The sequence below is a fragment of the Halalkalicoccus subterraneus genome (genome assembly GCF_003697815.1).
Lineage (GTDB): Archaea > Halobacteriota > Halobacteria > Halobacteriales > Halalkalicoccaceae > Halalkalicoccus > Halalkalicoccus subterraneus.
The window spans coordinates 20,789-36,519 of the sequence record NZ_RDQG01000025.1 but is presented as its reverse complement, the minus strand read 5'-3'; the positions used below and the strand labels follow the sequence as shown (position 1 = coordinate 36,519).

Sequence of the window (15,731 nt, the reverse complement as noted above, 5' to 3'; positions counted from 1 at the left end):
TCGAGTGCTTCAGTGAGCCGGCGAGACAGATTGTATCGCTGAACCGCGGAGACTGTCTTAGAGGTGCTCGTTCGACCGCTCCTCCCGATCGCTCGCGTGTTCGAGCACGGTCGCTTCTTTCACGTCTCCCATCACGATCCATTCGCCCTCGTCGTGTTTCACGTCGTAGCGTCTGGCGGTCGGCGTCGCCCAGTCCCCGTCGTCGGTCGTGGAGCGGACGTCGTACCGGATCGCGTGATCCTCGTCCCCGGTCCGGAGTTCGATTCGCAGTCGGCGTTCAGGCTCGACGTCGACCGGGTGGGCGACACCGTCGATCCGCTCGCCGTTCAACAGCGTCAGCTGAACGCGGTCTTGCGGTTGCACATCGGTGAGTATCGCTATCGGATCGGCCATCCCCGTCCGTAGAACACCGACGGGTAAAACGTCGCGGACGAGCTCAACACAGCGCGTCGGCCAGTCCGTCCGTGTCATCGACGACGAGGTCCGGCCGGTGGATCCAGCCGCCGAACGGGTTCTCGTGGCGGTTGAGGAACGCCCCGCGCATCCCGATCGCTTTCGCCCCCACGAGGTCGAAGGTGTGTGCCGTCACGAACAGGACCTCGTGTGGCGCCGCGTCGAAGCGCTGACAGCAGAGGTCGTACGACGCACGGTGTGGTTTGTAGGCGCCGGCCTCGGCCACTGAGATGACGCCGTCGAGATCGGTTTCGAAGTTCGGTCGCACCGCTTCGAGCATGTCCGGATCGCCGTTCGAGAGCCCGACCAGCGTGTACCGTTCACCGAGACGGGCGAGCGCCCCGTCGACGTCGGGATACGGCTGGAGTTCCTTCCACTGCCGGATGACCGCACGCACCTCGCCATCGGAGACGTCCAGTCCGAGCCCTTCGAGGCGATAGGCGAGGGCACGCCGGCTGATCTCCTTGAACGGGGTGTGCGGACCGGGGATCAGCGAGTCGATCATCGAATCGCGGAAATGCATCGCCAGATACCGCCGCAGGAGGACCCTCGGTTCGTAGTCGCTGTCGTGTGCGTCGAGGAGTTCGCCCAGTGCCGGAACGAGCGTCGATTCGCGGTCGAGCAGCGTATCCCAGAGGTCGAACGCGAGCACCGTCGTCTCTTCTTCGAGCGTCTCCGTGGGGATCGGTCCCATCTCTCAGTAGGTGCAGTCTCCGACCAAGGCTGCTTCGGTTAGTCCGCCCACGTACAGACCTCGATCTCGATCGCCCACCGCCCGTCCTGCCACGGGAGGTACGAATCGTTTCCGAGGCGGATCTCGTACCGGCCACTCTGCGGGATCGTGACCGACCGCCGGATCTCGCCGCCGCTCACGCCCTCAACCATCGCCCCCGGAGGACCGACGACGCTGAGCGTCGGATCGACGCCCGACCGCGTCGCCGTCGCGACCGTCACCTCGGCGCGCGCGTTCAGGTCGAACTCGTAGGTCTGCGAGGAGCGGTTCCCGACCGTGACCGTCTCGCTGACGACCGTCGAGCAACCGAGCACGTAGAGCCGCCCCACGCGCGCGTCGTCGTTGCCGCCGGGACCGGCGGCCGGATCCCGGCCCGTGGCGACGACGCGAAGCGTTCGGGCGCCCCGGTCGTCGAAACCGACCGAGAACCGTGCCGGAACGACCTCGCCGGGCTCGATCGGTCCCTCGCGGGTGTCGACCGTCTCTCCGTCCGCCCGGAGCGTCGCCGTCACCGTCCCGGTCCGCCCGCCGACGTTCTCGATGTGCGCGCGGACCGCGACCGTCTCGCCGACGGCGACCGTCTCCAATTCCAGTTCGGTCCCGACGATCTCGAAGGCCGCCGGTCGATCGACGACCACGGTGTCGACCGCGATCCCGTTGATCGCGAGGTCGTAGCTGCCCGGCGACTCGAAGGTGGGGGTGAACCGGACGGATTCCTCCGCCCCCGCCGCGATCGTCAGCTCCTCGGTGTCGTTGGGCCGCCCGTCCACCTGGAGCTCGATCGTGATCGATCCCTCTCGGCCGCCGACGTTCGCGACGGTCGCCTCGACCGCCACCGCCTCGCCGACGGCGACTCGCGTCTCCTCGACCGTGGTCCCGACCAGCTCGAACTCCGGAGGCGGCAGTTCGACCTCGACGGTGCCCGCGTGCACGTCGTTCAACCGGACCTCGTACTCGCCGGGCGAACTGAACGACCCGGAAAACGTCACCTGATCGCGCGCACCCGGGTCGACGCTCACCGCCTCCGTCTCGACGATCACGTCGTCGACCCGGAGTTCCACGTGGTAGGTCCCCCGCTCGTCACCGTCGTTTTCGAGCGTGCCGACGATTTCGAGCTCGTCGTCGGTGGTGATCGACTCGTCGCTGACTGTCGCCTCGCGTATCGTGATCGCCGGACCGCCGACGGTCGCGTTGGGCTCGGAGCCGGCGTCGGTACAGCCGGCCAGCGCGACCGCGGTCGCGCCGCCGAGTCGAATGAACCGCCTCCGGTCGCTGTCGATTCCCGAGGAACCACCTCGGGACTCATGCCGCCCGTCTCTCTCTTCCCCTGTTCGGGCCCCGTTACGATCGGTATCCACGTCCCCGTTTCGAAATATGGGATCCGATGCTATTTAACACACTTGCACATGAGAGGTAGTACTATGTGTAGTTGGACGTACATTATCTGCATATGTCGATACCTGCTCTCAGCACCGACGTGAACCTCCGTTCCGTCGGACAGCAAGCGAACAGACGGCGGTGGTACGCGCTCAGATACCTTCGGACGTGTCGATATCCTGCGGACGTTCGGGAACTGGCCGACTACGTCGGCCCACGAGTCGGCTGTGCACTCGAAGCGACCGAAGACGCACTCTCGAATCGCGACCTCCCGGTCCTGGCGGACTGTCGGGCCATCGAGTACGACTCGGACTCGAAACTCGCCTGTCTCGACGAGGAACGCGCCGGTTTCGCCGACCGCGTCCGCCGCGCTATCACCGGCGGCGCTCTCACCCACCTGAAACCCCCGAAAATCAAGCGCAGCGATCAGGGCGTCTTTTACTGAGCGATCGAACCATCAGTCACATAATATACCTGTCGTTTTAGGTATAATTATATAGTGTCACTTCACTATACTATGTACGATGAGCGTATACGGGTTGATAGTGAACCTGAACCGTCTGAGCCACGAACTCTCGGGAGCCGTTGCCGAGCGCGAGCGCCCACGGATCGAGACACGACTGTCGGGCATCGAGCGCTGTCCGCACTGCGAGAATGCGGCGGTCTGCGAGGCGATCGTCGGCCCGCCCCCGGTCGATGCGACCGAGTACGAAAGCGAAGGCTGTCGGCGTTCGGTCCTCCGGGATTATCGCGTCGCCGTCCGGTTTACCCCCTGTGGTCACGAGGTCGACCTCGAGGGGATCGAGGGCCTGGACGTGACGATCCGGGACGGGCCGGTCGACCTTGATTACAGCACCTCGACGGTGTAGCGCCGGCGTTACTTGCCGGCCAACACCCGCAACAGCGCGCCCGCGAGGATTACGAGCACGCCGGCGATCGTCGCGATCGGCGGGATCGGGACGAACAACAGTGCGACGCCGACGAGCATCACGATCGAGGAGACTCGAACCATGTCCTGCCATGGCTCGCCACGATACTAATAACTGCCCCCTGCAAGGGGCTCTCTCAGAACGCGAGCGTCTTCACCACGACGGGGACGGTCTCGCTCCCGTCTACCGGCCGGCCGATATCGAGGTACTCTCCCTCAGTAGCGCCGACCTCGTCGATGACGACGAGCGCCCGTCCCTCACACCGGCGTCCCAACGCCTGTCCGAGCGCCTTCGCGCAGTTCTGTCGGGTGAGTACGCAGACCGGGTCGGTCTCGCCGGCCTCGTCGATCCACGCGCGGGCGATCGCCGCCGCGACCTCGGTGAGCCGGTCGTACGTGAGCGAGCCGACGTCCTCTATCGCGAGCACGACCGGGTCGGACCCGTAGCGTTCCGTTGCCTCCGTGCGGACGGCTCGAAGCCGATTCTCGGGATTTTCCCCCAGCTCGGCGACGCTCACGACCGGGAGGTTCCGAAGCGGGAGCACCGACGCGTCGATATCGACGGTTCGGCCGCTGAGTTCAGTCGTTCGCGTCCCCGCCCCGATGACGGTCGCCCGGATCGTCTCTTCGAGGTCGACCACCGGAGCTTCGGCCGCCCGCTCGCGGATCGACGCCGCGAGCGTCGGCCCGATGTCGCCGTATTCGGTCGGTGAGACGGGCTCGGAGCGGACGAGCCGGCCCACGCCGCCGGTGAAGGCGACCGCGTCGATTCTCACGGGGTCCGTCGGAAGTGCTCCGATCGAGAGCGATTCGGTTCGATCGCTAAACGGCGGGCCGGTCACCGCATCGAGCACGTAGTCTGCCATCGCGTCCGTCAGCCGGTCGAGGTCCTTCGCTGAGGGCTCCTGACCGAGTTCGAGCGCGATCCCCAGACCGTCGGCCAGTTCCCGTATAGGCTCCGAAACGCTCGCGATCGCCCCCACCGAATCGAACCGGACGAGCCGCCCGCCGACGTCGAGACAGCGCGTATCGAGTACGCCCTCGGGATCGAACAGCGCGATGTTGGTCGTCCCGCCACCGACATCGGCGTTCGCGACGACCTCCCCGTGCTCTCTCGCCCGCGTCGCCGCCCCCGACCCCCGGCCCGCGAGGATCGCCTCGAGGGCGGGTCCGGCCGCCGCCGCGACGAACTCGCCGCCCTCGCTCGCGATCCGGTGGACCAGCGGTTCTGCGTTCTCCGTTCGGGCGGTTTCGCCGGTGACGATCACCGCCCCGGTGTCGATCCCGCTTCGCTCGACCCCCGCAGCGGCGAATTCCCCCTCGACGATCCCCGCGACCGCGTCGATATCGACCGTCTCCGAGTCCGAAAGCGGCGTCTCGTGGATCGCCCCGCGATACCTGATCTCGCATGAGACGATCTCCAGTTTCCCCTCACCAGCGGGGGTTCGAACCTCCAGTTCGCTCACGACGACCTGCGTCGTCGTGGTGCCGACGTCGATCCCGACGCTCGTCAGCCGGTGTTCACTCATCGCGACTCAGGCGACGAACTCCCGGTCGTCTTCGCGCAGGTCGATCCCGCTGCGTTCGCGCTCACACATCTCCGCGATCAGGCCGACGAGCTGGGCCCCGGCCTCGATCGGCGGCAGCCCTCCTTCATGGATGTTCGAGATCACGGACTTCTTCGCCGTCGGCCCCCCGCGTTCGGGTCCGTAGACCGAGTATGCGCTCAGGCTCTCGGCGCTCGCGAGCCCGGGGCGCTCGCCGATGAGGATCACACAACAGTCCGCGTCGAGCTCCTCGCCGATCGCGTCCATGGCGTCAACGCGGCCATACTCGACGAACACGGGGGTGCCGACCCGCAGGTCGCGATCGGCCAGCCCGTCGAGCAGGACGGGCAACAGCTCGGGAACGTTTCGCTCGACGGCCGTCGAACTCAGTCCGTCGGCGACGATCAACTGGACCTGCGGGCCGACCTCGCACTCCTCGCGGAGCCGGTCGGCGGTTTCTTCGGAGATCTCCCGGCCCCGATCCGGGTTCGCGAGGAACTCCTCTTTGTCCCTGACCAGCGTGCTGATCGCCACCATGCCGTGCTCCTCGGCGAACGACGGATCGACGTGGTGAGCACCGCGTCACGGGCGATCCCGTGATCGGCGCGGAACTCGAGCAGCGTGTCGGTTCGCGGGCGCGATCCGGCCCGCCCGACCCCCAGACGCGATGGGTTCCGATCCGTGATCCGTTCAAGCAGGCCAGCATCCTGCGGCCCGTCGATCCGGTCTTCCTCATGATCGTCGCTCATGTTCACGCGAACACCGTCGGATCGCCGGCTCGCTCGGTCAGTCGCCCGTTCTCCGTGATCCCCATCTCGTCGAGCCACTCGCCGAAGGGCTCGATGGGCTCGCGGTCGAACAGCTCGCGGAGCGTCGCCGCATCGTGGTAGCTGTTGGACTGGTAGTTGAGCATCACGTCGTCGCCCATCGGAACGGTGATGAAGTAGTTCGAGCCGGCCGCCGCGAGCGTGATCGCCAGCGTCTCGACGTCGTTCTGGTCGGCCTCCATGTGGTTGGTGTAGCAGGCGTCGATCCCCATCGGGATTCCATGCAACTTGCCCATGAAGACGTCCTCCAACCCTGCCCGAATGACCTGGTGGCCGTCGTAGAGGTACTCGGGACCGATGAAGCCCACCACCGTGTTGAGCAAGAACGGATCGTAGCGCTTCGCGAGCCCGTAACAGCGCGATTCGAGCGTGACCTGATCGACCCCCTCGTGGGCGTCGCCCGATAGCTCCGCGCCCTGGCCCGTTTCGAAGTACCAGACGTTCGGTCCCGCGGAGCTACAGCGCCGGTGGGCCAGTTCGTCGGCCTCGTCGAGCAGGTCGACGCTGACTCCGAATTCGTCGTTTCCGGCCTCGGTGCCCGCGAGGCTCTGGAACAGCATGTCTGCGGGCGCGCCCTCCCGGACCGCCTCCATCTGCGTAGTGACGTGCGAGAGACAGCAGTTCTGCGTCGGTATCTCCCACTCCTCGATGAACCCGTGGGTCGCTTCGAGGATCGCCGCCGTGTTCTCCGCGCTGTCGACGACGGGGTTGATCCCGATCACCGCATCGCCCGCCCCGTACGAGAGCCCCTCGCGGGTCGAATCGAGGACGTTCTCGATATTATCGGCGGGGTCGTTGGGCTGCAACCTGAACGAGAGGGTGCCGGGCTCACCGATGGTGGTGTTACAGCGTGCGGTGATCGTCATCCGCGAGGAGACGAGCGCCAGGTCCATGTTCGACATGAGCTTCGTCACCGCAGCGATCATCTCGCTGGTCAGTCCCTCGCGAATCGCCCGGATCTCGCGGTCGGTCGTCGAGGAGTCGACGAGGAACTCCCGGAAATCGGCGACGGACCACTCGGCGATTCGTTCATAAATCGGCTCGCGGACGGCGTCCTGGATCACCCGCGTCACCTCGTCCTCCTCGTAGGGGACGACCGGGTTCTCCCGGAGTTCGCGAAGCGTCACGCGGCTGAGCGTCTTTTTGGCCGCGACCCGCTCGGCGTCGGAGTCGGCCGCGATCCCCGCCAGTTCGTCGCCCGTCTTTCGCTCGTTGGCCTTCGCCAGCAGCGCCCGGAGGGAATCGTACTCCTCCTCGAACCCTGAAACAGTCGCCATATCCCCTCTAGCCCCGCTGGATAGCTTAACCTTGTTGACTGTTAACAAAACAAGGTTGTCGTACGACAACCGGAGTTGGGTTGTTCGGGCTGATCTCCACCGGAACTACGTGTGTCTGTCCTTACGACTGTCCGCCCACCACCCTAGCGAGCGCTCGAAGGCCCCGGTAGAGCACGTCGGTTCCGGGCGTTCCGTCCCTGATCCACAGGCCGGCGACCGCCAGTCCCACGAACGCCGAGACGACGAGCGCCGGCGAGGGGGTGAGACTGAACCCGCCCAACTCGGCAAAGACGCCTGATTGCGAGTCGACCGGGACCGAAAGCAGCGGCCAGAGCAAGAATCGCACGTAGGCGTACTCGCCGACGAGAAGCGACTGGAGTGCGTCGGTTGCGATATGTGAGAGATACCCCAACCCGAAGGCGACGCCGCACTCCGCCCTTTCTCGACGCGCGGCGTACCAGTAGACGCCGAGACACAGCGGCACCACCACGATCGGAGCGTGTGCGAGCATCCGTCCCGAGTGGACCACCCCGAAGGACCACGCCAGTGGCTTGTCGATCAGGTCGGGCAACTGACTCGCGAACACTACCAAGAGCGTCGCGACGCCACCGGGTGGGGCATCGAGCCGCCGGCGCGTCAGCGCCGAATAACAGACGTACGCGAACGCCGCGTGTTCCCACGGCCACATCGGCGCGGTCTACCCACCCCGTGCGTTTAGTGTTGCTGGTGTGATAATTACTACGAACGGAACGAAAATTCCGGGGATGTAGTGTCGATAGTTTCTACGGGACCCTTCCAGACGGCGAGAAACGGGCGTGGCTTCTTGTCATCTCATGTGGTAGTAGTTCACATGATAAAACGACTGCTCGCGGTCTTCGGCCTCGTCGAACTGCTCGTTCCCCGTCGGTTCATCGAGTTCTGGGAGGGATACGCCCTCGAAAACCCCGAGGACTGTTCGCTCAAACGCTGGGTGATTCCCGTCGCCCGCCTCGAAGGACTGCTCTTTCTCGCGGTGCTCGCCAAACCACGGGCGTTCTCGGGTCCGATTCGGGCTGCGCTCGGCTGGTACGGGTTGATGGCCGCGCTCTCGCCCGACGGGTATCTGGAGTACTGGACGCCGCTGATCTACGAGGACGGACGCCCCGAGTGGAAGCCCTGGGTCGTTCCGGCGACGCGCGTTATTGGCGTATGCTACGTGGTGCTCGCGCTGTTCGGGTGGCCTTCGAAGAACGATACACGACGCGACTGAATCGGGCTACTCGACGGTGACGCTCTTCGCGAGGTTGCGCGGTTTGTCGATCGAGCGGTCGAGGCGGTTCGCGAGCCAATAGGACACCAGCTGGAGCTGGACGTTCGCGAGGATCGGGCCCACCCTGTCGTGGGTTTCGGGCACCGAGAGGACGTGATCCGCGTAGCGCTCGACGTCCGACTGGCCGTCGGTGACGGCGACGACGGGCGCGCCGCGGGCCTCGACTTCCTTGACGTTGCCGATGGTTTTCGTCGCCCGTTCGTCGTCGCCGGTCACCACGGCGAAGATCGGGGTTTCCTCCGTCACCAAGGCCAGCGGACCGTGTTTGAGCTCGCCCGCCGCGAACCCCTCGGCGTGTTTGTAGGTGATCTCCTTCATCTTCAGCGCACCTTCGAGCGCGACCGGGTAGTTGTAACCCCGGCCGATGAAGAAGTACGCCCCGGCGTTTTCGTACTCGGCGGCGATCTCGCGGGCGTTCGACCCGTCGAGGATCGACTGGACGTGATCGGGGAGGTCACGCAACGCGCCCAGCAGTTCACGGTGCTCGGCGTCCCGGATGGCGTCCGCGAGCAGCGTCAGGGCTGTCTGCTGGCTCGCGAACGTCTTCGTCGCCGCGACCCCGATCTCGGGGCCCGCCCGGATGTACATCGTGTAATCGCACTCCCGGGAGGCCGAGGAGCCGACGACGTTGGTCACCGCGAGCGTCGTCGCTCCCGCCCGTTCGGCCTGTCTGAGCGCCCGCAGGGTATCGGCAGTCTCGCCGCTCTGGGTGACGCCGATGACGAGCGTCTCGTCGTCGATGGGGACCGACGCGCGGTCGTACTCGCTGGCCATGAACGTCTGGGCCTTGACGCCCCGCTCTCGAAGGGTGAGTTCGCCATACAGCGCGGCGTGATAGGAGGTCCCGCAGGCGACGAACTGCACCCGGGCCGGTTCGGGCAGTTCGTCGAGCTCCTCGGTGGTGACGTCACCTTCGAGCTCGTCGACCCGCCCCCGGAGACACTGGCGCAGCGAGCGGGGCTGCTCGTTGATCTCCTTGAGCATGTAGTGGTCGTAGCCACTCTTGCCGGCGTCCTCCGCGTCCCACTCGATCCGCTTGACCGGCGGTTCGAGCACCTGCCCGTCGCCGTCGGTGACGGTGATCTCGTCGTCGGTGAGCACGGCGAACTGGCCGTCCTCGAGGTAGATCACCCGGTCGGTGTACTGGATGAAGGCGGGCACGTCGCTCGCGAGGTAGTTGCCGCCCTCGCCCAGCCCGAGGACGAGCGGGGAGTCCTGTCGGGTGGCGTAGATCGTCTCCGATCCCCGGAAGACGGCCGCGATCGCGTAACTGCCCTCCAGTTTCGAGACCGCCTTGCGGAAGGCGCCCTCCTCGTCGAGGCCTTCGTCGACGTAGTGGCGGATCAGGTGCGGGACGACCTCGGTGTCGGTGTCGCTCTCGAAGGTACAGCCAAGCTCCGAGAGCTCCTCGCGGAGCCGTTCGTAGTTCTCGATGATGCCGTTGTGGACGACCGCGACGGTCGCCCCGTCGTCGGTGTGGGGGTGGGCGTTGCGGTCCGAGGGCGGGCCGTGCGTGCTCCAGCGGGTGTGGCCGATCCCCACGGGCGTGCTCGGGACGTCCGTCTCCTTCAGCAGGGCTTCGAGGTTCTCGAGCTCGCCCTCGCGTTTGTAGACCGACACCGCCTCGTCGGCGAGCGCGATCCCTGCCGAGTCGTAGCCCCGGTATTCGAGCCCCGACAGACCCGTTAGAAGGACGTCGAGGACCTCCTGGTTGCGGCCGCCGCCGGCATAGCCGATGATTCCACACACGGTTATCGCACCTCCGTTCCCTCGGCGATCGGTCCGTCGATCCGCGCGCCCGTCCGGACGGTGGCGTCGAATCCGACCATCGTTCCGGGCTCGAACACCGCCCCGCCGCCGACCCGCACCCGGTCGGCGATCACCGCGCCGAGTCGCTCGCGCTCGAAGACCCGGTCGCCGATCCGGACGTCGCCGGGCCCGCCGGGGACCGTACTCGCCGGACCGATGGAGACGCCCTGTCCGGTGATGCAGTCGACGAGCGTCGCGTTCGGCCCGACCCGGGTGTCCGAGTCGATCAGCGACTCCTCGACGACCGCCCCCGACTCGACGGTGACGTTCTCGCCGAGGCTGGTGTACGGTCCAAGCACAGCGCCGGGACCGACCTCGGTGTCTGGCCCGATGACGACCGGGTCGCGGACGACCGCCGTCTCGTGGACGCTCGCGCTGTCGTCGATGCGCTCCTCGCGGCTCGCACCCAGCAGGCCCGCCTCCGTCAGGTCCCGGATCACGTCGAGCAGGTCCCAGGGGTAGGTCGCGTCGACCCACAGCCCGTCGGTGATCGTCCCGCGGACCGTGGCCTCTGACTCGATGAGCCACGACAGCGCGTCGATCAGCGAGTGCTCGCCCTCGCGGGGATCGGCGTTCCGGATCGCCTCGAAGATGTCCGAACGGAAGCCGTACACCCCGGCGTTGAGGCGGTATTTGCGTTCGTCGCTCGGGCGCTCGACGAGTTCGACGGCCCGCCCGTCGTCCATGATCACGCCACCGTAGTGCTCGACGCGGTTGTGATCGAGCACCCCGATCGTCGCCGCGGCGTCTCCGGTCGTCTCCTCCATGACCGCCCTGACGATCCCCGAATCGAGGATCTGGTCGCCGTAGACGACCAGGAACGGCTCCTCGTCCTCGAAGCGCTGCTCGACCGACAGCAGCGCGTGGCCCGAACCGAGCTGTTTTCGCTGTCTGACGTAGGTCAGCGGAACGTTCCTGTAGGTGGGTCCGAAGTGATCCTGCACGCGGGTCCGTCCGTAGCCGACGACGACCGTGATGTCGCTGACGCCGGCCTCGATCAGGCCGTCCAAGACGTACGCGAGAATCGGCTTGTTCGCCGCGGGTAGCATCGGCTTGGGCCGATGGCGCGTCAGCGGGCGCAGTCGTACCCCTTCCCCCGCAGCGAGGACGACCGCAGACATCGAGTCCATGCAGTACTGAATCGCCGGTCTGACACTTATGTCTTTCATCTCGCAGTCCACGTTCGATACGATCCGTGACGGTTTATCCAACGAAAATCGGGTTTCAGGGCGACTTCGCGGGCGTATCTCTGTTTCGGATCGTCACCGATGGCCGTCCGACAGGAGTCAGACGAGGGGCTGACCCGGACAGGTTTTTCCTCCGTCGACCCGTAGTTCGACCATGGAACAGTCCGAGACGCCGACCGGCGACGAGGAATGGCGAGAGAAACTGAGCGACGACCAGTACCGCGTCCTGCGTGAGGCGGGAACCGAACGGCCCTTCTCGGGCGAGTACGTCGACCTGTTCGAGGACGGTACCTACCGATGTGGCGGCTGTGGCTCCGTGCTGTTCTCCTCGGAGGAAAAGTTCCAGCACGGCTGTGGCTGGCCGAGCTTTTCGGACGCCGAGGAGGGAGCCGTCGAGTTCCGCGAGGACACCAGCCACGGGATGAACCGGGTCGAGGTCGTCTGTGCGGAGTGTGAGGGGCATCTGGGTCACGTCTTCGAGGACGGCCCCGAGCCCACCGGCGAGCGCTACTGCATCAACTCCGCGGCCCTCGAGTTCGACGCGGACGCTCAGTGACGGGGCGGGTCCTCGCGCTCTTCGAGCACCCACTCCAGTTCCTCGATCGCCCGCAACAGGACGGCCTCCTGTTCGTCCTCCATCGGCGAGGACGGGGGGTCCTGTTCGTCGTAGAACGATTCCAGCTCCGTGATCCGCTCCCTGATCGCCGCTGTCGATCGCATGGTTCGTCTTCTGCAACGGTGTACAAAACAGCTACGCCGACTCGTGGCGCCGCCAGAGCCAACCCACCCCGAAAACCACCAGGACCACGCCCGCGAGCGCGTAGTCGTAGTCCTCGTTGATAAGCGCGCTCGTCAGGTACAGCGCCGTGATCACCAGCCCGAGCGTTAGCGACAGCCAATGGGCGCGATAGAAGCCGAGGAGGGTCTGAAGTGACATCGACGGCGGTTGGTCGGACGGAGCCATATACCCTCGGAGTTCGTTCGGACCGCTCTGGACGTTCCCCCTACTGGTGATCGACCGAATCGGTATGCTGAACCGTCTCTCCCCTCAGTCCGCCGTGTCGTCGCCAACGGGGCCTACGGCTGGTCGGGTGTGACGACCGATTTCGCGGCGGGGGCGGCTTCGAGCTCCGAACCGAGCGATTGAGGGGCCTCGGGGCGCTAGCGGGCACATGGCAACGCTCTCGGGCAAGTCGGCGTTCGTCCTCGTGTTGGTCACGGGGGTCGTCGTTCCCGGCGTGATGAACTACGTCCTCTCGGTCGTGCTGGGCCAGCAGATGCTCGGCCGGATCGTCTGGACGCTCGGGTTCGGGATGATGATCGGCGTGATCTGGTACGGCTGGCTTCGGCCGCTCGATTTCAAGGGTCCCGAACGTGATCCCGAGGAGGCGGAACGGAAGGTTAAAGATTGAATCCCTTCGAGTACCCGGTAGCATGATCGAGTTCGTCCCGCTCCAGCTCTTGGACGATATTATCCAGGCCTATAACTTGGGGCAGGTGCTGATCGCTGTGTTCGTCCTCGCGGTGCTCGGATCGTTCGCGCTCTCGAAGAAACTGCTCTCGTTGAACGTCGTCCTCTTCGGAGTGGTGTTCTTGCTCGCCCCGAGCAACCTCTCGCCGCTTCCGTACAAGATGTTCGGGCTCGCGCTGATCGTCATCGGCCCCGTCCTCTATACGACCGCGCGCAGTTGAGGCGAGTCGAACCGGGATAGAAACGCATCACCTGCCGCTTTTTCTCGTCAACCCCCCGCGTCTGCGACCTGCGGGTCAGGGCCGCCTTCGCAGATAGACTGCGAGCGCGACCAGTCCGGGCAGCATGCCGAGGACGAGACCCCAGAAGACGCCCGCACCCCACCACGGCGCGCGGTCGACGCCGCGATTCGTCCCGTCGATGTAGGTCCAGTAGCCCGTCGAGCCGGCGAGCAACAGGAGGACGAACACGCCGACGAGGATATCCGAGCCTTCGGCCTGCAGCGGGAGCATGGCGGCGGTAGGGGCTCCCGGAATATGGACGACATGCCTGCAAGAATGCGAGGGAAGGGATTTGAACCCTCGAACCCCTACGGGAGCGGGTCTTAAGCCCGCCACTTTTGGCCAAGCTCAGCCACCCTCGCGCGTACTGTCCTCTCTCCGTCGCTCAAAAGTGCGTTTCGGTCCCGGATCCGCTCCCAGTAGTTACTCAAGCTATACCGTCGCGGTAGCGGACCGCGAGCGCAGAGCGCTCGCGGCTTTTTGGAGGAGATTTTTGCTTCGAGAGGTGCGCGAAGCGCACCCGAGGAGTAAAAAGGTCCGTGCTTAGACCGAACGGCGCTCCTTGGCCTTCGGGCGCAGGTTGCCGTAGCCGCACTTTCGACAGCGGTCGGCGCCCTGCGGGTTGCGCGCGTTGCACTTCATACAGATCATCTTCGCGAGCGTTCGGCGTTCCGCCGTCTCGAATGATGCCATATCCCCGTTTTCTCGTCGGCGTAGTTAAGGCTTCTCAGTCCGCGAACTCGAAGTAGATCGCCCGGCGCTCGCCCGCGGCCGGCGTCGTGAGCCACGAAACCCCGACCGTGAGGACCAGCCCGAGTCCCATCCCGAACAGCGAGGTCCCCCAGCCGCCGACGGCGCCCGGAACGAACGGGAGGAAGACGCTCGCGAGATAGAGTGCCTGCGAGCCGACGATCCCGGTGGCGACCCCCGTACGGGTCGTCTCCGTCCAGTAGAGTGCGACCAACACGGGCAGCGCGAGCTGGGCGAACCCGCCGAAGGCCGTCGACCCGACTTCGAGGAGGCTCGCGGGCTGGAGCAGGCTCGCGAGGAAGGACCCGGTCGCGAAGACGACCACGCCGGCACGCCCCAGCAGGTCCTCGCGGCGCTCGCTCGCCGCGGGGTTCACGAAGGGACGATAGATGTCGCGCGTGAAATAGGAGGAGCCCGACAACAACATCGAATCCGAAGAGGACATCATCGCGGCGACCGCCCCGGCGATGACGAGCGCGGCGAACCACACGGGGGTGTACTCCGCGAGCAGCAGGGGGAGGACGTTCGCGCCCGGTTCGGCTTCGACTCCGAGCCCGCGAGCCCACGCCCCGAGCATGAAGGCAGGGACGAAGAGGGCGAGCACGAGGACCGGCCAGAGGGCGAAGGTGCGCTTGAGCACCGTCTCCGAGCGGGCGACAAAGAAACGCTGGTTCACTTGGGGAAACATCGCCACCCCGAAGGCGATCGAGACGGCCTGCGTGACGATGAACGCCGGGGTGTAGTAGTCGTCCCCGAGCGCGAGGAAGTCGGGATCGGTGGTGAGTCCGGCCGTCGCCGCGGCGGGCCCGCCGACCGAGCTCAGGATCCAGAGCAGGGCCGCCCAGACCGTCACGAGCATGAACGCGCCCTGAAGCGTGTCCGTCCAGGCGACCCCGCGCATCCCCGCGAGCACGACGTAGACGATCATGAAGACGGTGATCAACCCCGCGCCGGCCCAGTAGGGCATCGCGCCGTCGGTCAGCGCCTCGAGCGCCGTCCCCGCGCCCATCTGCTGGAGCATTACGTATGGAAAGAGCCAGAAGAGACTGATTCCGGCGACGAGCGCGCGCAGACGCGGGGAGCCGAATCGATCCCCGAGCATCTCCCCGAGGGTGAGATAGCCCCGCTCCTGGCCGATGAGCCACTGTTTGTAGCCCACGAGATACCACAGGACGGCGAAGATGATTCCGTCCATCACGCCCATGACGAGGATCCACTCGGGGCCTTCCCAGTAGGCGGTGTTGGGGCCGGCGAAGAAGGTGAACGCCGACAGCAGGGTCGCGAACGTCGTAAAGAGGAGGACGACGGTTCCGAGGGTTCGGCTCGCGAGGTAGTAGTCCTCGGCGGTCCGGTCGGTCAAGCGGTAGGCCGCGATCCCGATCAGGAGTGCGAGAACCAGGTAGCCGACGACGATTCCCAGTTGGAGCGCGAGGCTCATGGCGTTCCCTCGATCCAGAGGCCCCACGCCCGGCGGGAGAACAGCCAGAACGCGATCGAAGCCAGTCCCATCCAGCCGACGTGCCACCACAGCCAGACCGGCAGCCCGGCGATCACTCGCGCGTCGCCCCAGAGAAACCACGGAACCGCGAAGACGATCAACGAGAGGAATACGGTTCCCCACGCATACCGCTCGGCATCCGAGACCATTGTTGGTCTACCAACCGACTGAAGTCGTATAAACATTACTACCACGTTCTATTTTGCTGTTTGAAGAAAAATAGTCTTCGTAACGACCGTCGATTCGCGGAGTCCAGACTCCTGTATGAACGCTTGAATCGGGAT

23 protein-coding genes and 1 tRNA gene are annotated in these 15,731 nt (G+C 65.8%); 6 read left to right on the top strand and 18 right to left on the bottom strand.

Translation table 11 applies throughout. The annotated features are described in order from the left end of the window. Positions 1-57: 57 nt before the first annotated feature. The 3 genes from EAO80_RS07280 to EAO80_RS07270 are packed head-to-tail and all read right to left on the bottom strand — an operon-like array spanning position 58 to position 2,544. Positions 58-393 (bottom strand): hypothetical protein, encoded by a 336-nt coding sequence (locus EAO80_RS07280; protein WP_122089260.1) that lies wholly within the window; start codon positions 391-393, stop codon positions 58-60. A 43-nt stretch (positions 394-436) separates the two neighbouring features. Continuing rightward, the gene (locus EAO80_RS07275) at positions 437-1,147 is read right to left on the bottom strand and encodes a haloacid dehalogenase type II (protein ID WP_122089259.1); all 711 of its coding nucleotides are present in this window, start codon (positions 1,145-1,147) and stop codon (positions 437-439) included. A 38-nt stretch (positions 1,148-1,185) separates the two neighbouring features. Further along, positions 1,186-2,544, bottom strand: coding sequence for a CARDB domain-containing protein (locus EAO80_RS07270; protein WP_245998510.1), 1,359 nt, complete (start codon positions 2,542-2,544; stop codon positions 1,186-1,188). 92 nt (positions 2,545-2,636) lie between these two features. Here EAO80_RS07270 and EAO80_RS07265 point away from each other — a divergent pair, with 92 nt between their 5' ends. Then, on the top strand, positions 2,637-3,008 hold the full coding sequence (locus EAO80_RS07265; RefSeq protein ID WP_122089258.1) for a DUF7344 domain-containing protein: 372 nt from the start codon (positions 2,637-2,639) through the stop codon (positions 3,006-3,008). A 79-nt stretch (positions 3,009-3,087) separates the two neighbouring features. Further along, positions 3,088-3,432, top strand: a complete 345-nt coding sequence (locus EAO80_RS07260; RefSeq protein WP_245998509.1) for a hypothetical protein — start codon at positions 3,088-3,090, stop codon at positions 3,430-3,432. 8 nt (positions 3,433-3,440) lie between these two features. Here the strand turns inward: EAO80_RS07260 and EAO80_RS07255 are convergent, their stop codons facing one another. The 6 genes from EAO80_RS07255 to EAO80_RS07235 form a co-directional block, all read right to left on the bottom strand. Then, a complete protein-coding gene (locus tag EAO80_RS07255; RefSeq protein WP_122089256.1) occupies positions 3,441-3,575 on the bottom strand; it encodes a transporter in 135 nt (44 codons plus the stop codon). A gap of 53 nt (positions 3,576-3,628) precedes the next feature. Continuing rightward, on the bottom strand, positions 3,629-5,020 hold the full coding sequence (locus EAO80_RS07250; RefSeq protein WP_122089255.1) for an ethanolamine ammonia-lyase reactivating factor EutA: 1,392 nt from the start codon (positions 5,018-5,020) through the stop codon (positions 3,629-3,631). 6 nt (positions 5,021-5,026) lie between these two features. After that, on the bottom strand, positions 5,027-5,557 hold the full coding sequence (locus EAO80_RS07245; protein ID WP_368280519.1) for an ethanolamine ammonia-lyase light chain EutC: 531 nt from the start codon (positions 5,555-5,557) through the stop codon (positions 5,027-5,029). Next, entirely contained in the window at positions 5,443-5,787 is a 345-nt protein-coding gene (locus EAO80_RS20780; protein ID WP_368280518.1) for an ethanolamine ammonia-lyase light chain EutC, read from the bottom strand. Before EAO80_RS20780 ends, EAO80_RS07245 begins: the two co-directional genes overlap by 115 nt. A 2-nt stretch (positions 5,788-5,789) precedes the next feature. Further along, complete coding sequence (locus EAO80_RS07240; protein ID WP_122089254.1) at positions 5,790-7,142, bottom strand: ethanolamine ammonia-lyase subunit EutB; 1,353 nt, start codon at positions 7,140-7,142, stop codon at positions 5,790-5,792. A 121-nt stretch (positions 7,143-7,263) separates the two neighbouring features. Beyond that, the gene (locus EAO80_RS07235) at positions 7,264-7,830 is read right to left on the bottom strand and encodes a metal-dependent hydrolase (protein WP_122089253.1); all 567 of its coding nucleotides are present in this window, start codon (positions 7,828-7,830) and stop codon (positions 7,264-7,266) included. A 162-nt stretch (positions 7,831-7,992) separates the two neighbouring features. On the opposite strand from EAO80_RS07235, the gene EAO80_RS07230 reads away from it, so the two are divergent. Beyond that, positions 7,993-8,391 (top strand): hypothetical protein, encoded by a 399-nt coding sequence (locus EAO80_RS07230; RefSeq protein WP_122089252.1) that lies wholly within the window; start codon positions 7,993-7,995, stop codon positions 8,389-8,391. Positions 8,392-8,397: 6 nt separating this feature from the next. On the opposite strand, the gene glmS is transcribed toward EAO80_RS07230, so the two are convergent. Together glmS and EAO80_RS07220 are read right to left on the bottom strand one after the other, a co-directional pair. Next, positions 8,398-10,200, bottom strand: a complete 1,803-nt coding sequence (gene glmS, locus EAO80_RS07225) for a glutamine--fructose-6-phosphate transaminase (isomerizing) (RefSeq protein ID WP_122089251.1) — start codon at positions 10,198-10,200, stop codon at positions 8,398-8,400. Positions 10,201-10,202: 2 nt separating this feature from the next. Beyond that, positions 10,203-11,390 (bottom strand): sugar phosphate nucleotidyltransferase, encoded by a 1,188-nt coding sequence (locus EAO80_RS07220; RefSeq protein WP_122089250.1) that lies wholly within the window; start codon positions 11,388-11,390, stop codon positions 10,203-10,205. Between the two features lie 211 nt (positions 11,391-11,601). On the opposite strand from EAO80_RS07220, the gene msrB reads away from it, so the two are divergent. Next, the gene (gene msrB / locus EAO80_RS07215; RefSeq protein WP_122089249.1) at positions 11,602-12,003 is read left to right on the top strand and encodes a peptide-methionine (R)-S-oxide reductase MsrB; all 402 of its coding nucleotides are present in this window, start codon (positions 11,602-11,604) and stop codon (positions 12,001-12,003) included. Here the strand turns inward: msrB and EAO80_RS19580 are convergent. After that, positions 11,997-12,167, bottom strand: coding sequence for a hypothetical protein (locus EAO80_RS19580; RefSeq protein WP_162993917.1), 171 nt, complete (start codon positions 12,165-12,167; stop codon positions 11,997-11,999). The genes msrB and EAO80_RS19580 overlap by 7 nt on opposite strands. 31 nt (positions 12,168-12,198) lie before the next feature. Continuing rightward, positions 12,199-12,384: a hypothetical protein gene (locus EAO80_RS07210; RefSeq protein ID WP_122089331.1), complete on the bottom strand. Its 186-nt coding sequence runs from the start codon at positions 12,382-12,384 to the stop codon at positions 12,199-12,201. Between the two features lie 235 nt (positions 12,385-12,619). Between EAO80_RS07210 and EAO80_RS07205 the strand changes: the two genes are divergently transcribed. After that, positions 12,620-12,859: a hypothetical protein gene (locus tag EAO80_RS07205; protein ID WP_122089248.1), complete on the top strand. Its 240-nt coding sequence runs from the start codon at positions 12,620-12,622 to the stop codon at positions 12,857-12,859. A 22-nt stretch (positions 12,860-12,881) separates the two neighbouring features. After that, positions 12,882-13,139: a hypothetical protein gene (locus tag EAO80_RS07200; protein ID WP_122089247.1), complete on the top strand. Its 258-nt coding sequence runs from the start codon at positions 12,882-12,884 to the stop codon at positions 13,137-13,139. Between the two features lie 75 nt (positions 13,140-13,214). On the opposite strand, the gene EAO80_RS07195 is transcribed toward EAO80_RS07200, so the two are convergent. The 5 genes from EAO80_RS07195 to EAO80_RS07175 form a co-directional block, all read right to left on the bottom strand. Further along, a complete protein-coding gene (locus EAO80_RS07195; protein WP_122089246.1) occupies positions 13,215-13,430 on the bottom strand; it encodes a hypothetical protein in 216 nt (71 codons plus the stop codon). Between the two features lie 46 nt (positions 13,431-13,476). After that, a tRNA-Leu gene (locus EAO80_RS07190) sits at positions 13,477-13,561 on the bottom strand. 181 nt (positions 13,562-13,742) lie between these two features. Further along, a complete protein-coding gene (locus tag EAO80_RS07185; RefSeq protein ID WP_122089245.1) occupies positions 13,743-13,892 on the bottom strand; it encodes a 50S ribosomal protein L40e in 150 nt (49 codons plus the stop codon). A gap of 34 nt (positions 13,893-13,926) precedes the next feature. Continuing rightward, entirely contained in the window at positions 13,927-15,387 is a 1,461-nt protein-coding gene (locus tag EAO80_RS07180; RefSeq protein WP_122089244.1) for a sodium:solute symporter family protein, read from the bottom strand. Continuing rightward, positions 15,384-15,596, bottom strand: a complete 213-nt coding sequence (locus EAO80_RS07175; protein ID WP_122089243.1) for a DUF3311 domain-containing protein — start codon at positions 15,594-15,596, stop codon at positions 15,384-15,386. The genes EAO80_RS07180 and EAO80_RS07175 overlap by 4 nt, the downstream gene beginning before the upstream one ends. Positions 15,597-15,731 lie beyond the last annotated feature (135 nt).

Bases quoted from the DNA above. Each gene is read 5' to 3' on its own strand.
- EAO80_RS07175 (WP_122089243.1), bottom strand. From the start codon at position 15,596: ATGGTCTCGGATGCCGAGCGGTATGCGTGGGGAACCGTATTCCTCTCG.
- msrB (WP_122089249.1), top strand. From the start codon at position 11,602: ATGGAACAGTCCGAGACGCCGACCGGCGACGAGGAATGGCGAGAGAAA.
- EAO80_RS07200 (WP_122089247.1), top strand. From the start codon at position 12,882: ATGATCGAGTTCGTCCCGCTCCAGCTCTTGGACGATATTATCCAGGCC.
- EAO80_RS07195 (WP_122089246.1), bottom strand. From the start codon at position 13,430: ATGCTCCCGCTGCAGGCCGAAGGCTCGGATATCCTCGTCGGCGTGTTC.
- EAO80_RS07210 (WP_122089331.1), bottom strand. From the start codon at position 12,384: ATGTCACTTCAGACCCTCCTCGGCTTCTATCGCGCCCATTGGCTGTCG.
- EAO80_RS07180 (WP_122089244.1), bottom strand. From the start codon at position 15,387: ATGAGCCTCGCGCTCCAACTGGGAATCGTCGTCGGCTACCTGGTTCTC.
- EAO80_RS19580 (WP_162993917.1), bottom strand. From the start codon at position 12,167: ATGCGATCGACAGCGGCGATCAGGGAGCGGATCACGGAGCTGGAATCG.
- EAO80_RS07205 (WP_122089248.1), top strand. From the start codon at position 12,620: ATGGCAACGCTCTCGGGCAAGTCGGCGTTCGTCCTCGTGTTGGTCACG.
- EAO80_RS07240 (WP_122089254.1), bottom strand. From the start codon at position 7,142: ATGGCGACTGTTTCAGGGTTCGAGGAGGAGTACGATTCCCTCCGGGCG.
- EAO80_RS07220 (WP_122089250.1), bottom strand. From the start codon at position 11,390: ATGGACTCGATGTCTGCGGTCGTCCTCGCTGCGGGGGAAGGGGTACGA.
- EAO80_RS07255 (WP_122089256.1), bottom strand. From the start codon at position 3,575: ATGGTTCGAGTCTCCTCGATCGTGATGCTCGTCGGCGTCGCACTGTTG.
- EAO80_RS07230 (WP_122089252.1), top strand. From the start codon at position 7,993: ATGATAAAACGACTGCTCGCGGTCTTCGGCCTCGTCGAACTGCTCGTT.
- EAO80_RS20780 (WP_368280518.1), bottom strand. From the start codon at position 5,787: ATGAGCGACGATCATGAGGAAGACCGGATCGACGGGCCGCAGGATGCT.
- EAO80_RS07235 (WP_122089253.1), bottom strand. From the start codon at position 7,830: ATGTGGCCGTGGGAACACGCGGCGTTCGCGTACGTCTGTTATTCGGCG.
- EAO80_RS07280 (WP_122089260.1), bottom strand. From the start codon at position 393: ATGGCCGATCCGATAGCGATACTCACCGATGTGCAACCGCAAGACCGC.
- EAO80_RS07265 (WP_122089258.1), top strand. From the start codon at position 2,637: ATGTCGATACCTGCTCTCAGCACCGACGTGAACCTCCGTTCCGTCGGA.
- EAO80_RS07250 (WP_122089255.1), bottom strand. From the start codon at position 5,020: ATGAGTGAACACCGGCTGACGAGCGTCGGGATCGACGTCGGCACCACG.
- EAO80_RS07275 (WP_122089259.1), bottom strand. From the start codon at position 1,147: ATGGGACCGATCCCCACGGAGACGCTCGAAGAAGAGACGACGGTGCTC.
- EAO80_RS07185 (WP_122089245.1), bottom strand. From the start codon at position 13,892: ATGGCATCATTCGAGACGGCGGAACGCCGAACGCTCGCGAAGATGATC.
- EAO80_RS07260 (WP_245998509.1), top strand. From the start codon at position 3,088: ATGAGCGTATACGGGTTGATAGTGAACCTGAACCGTCTGAGCCACGAA.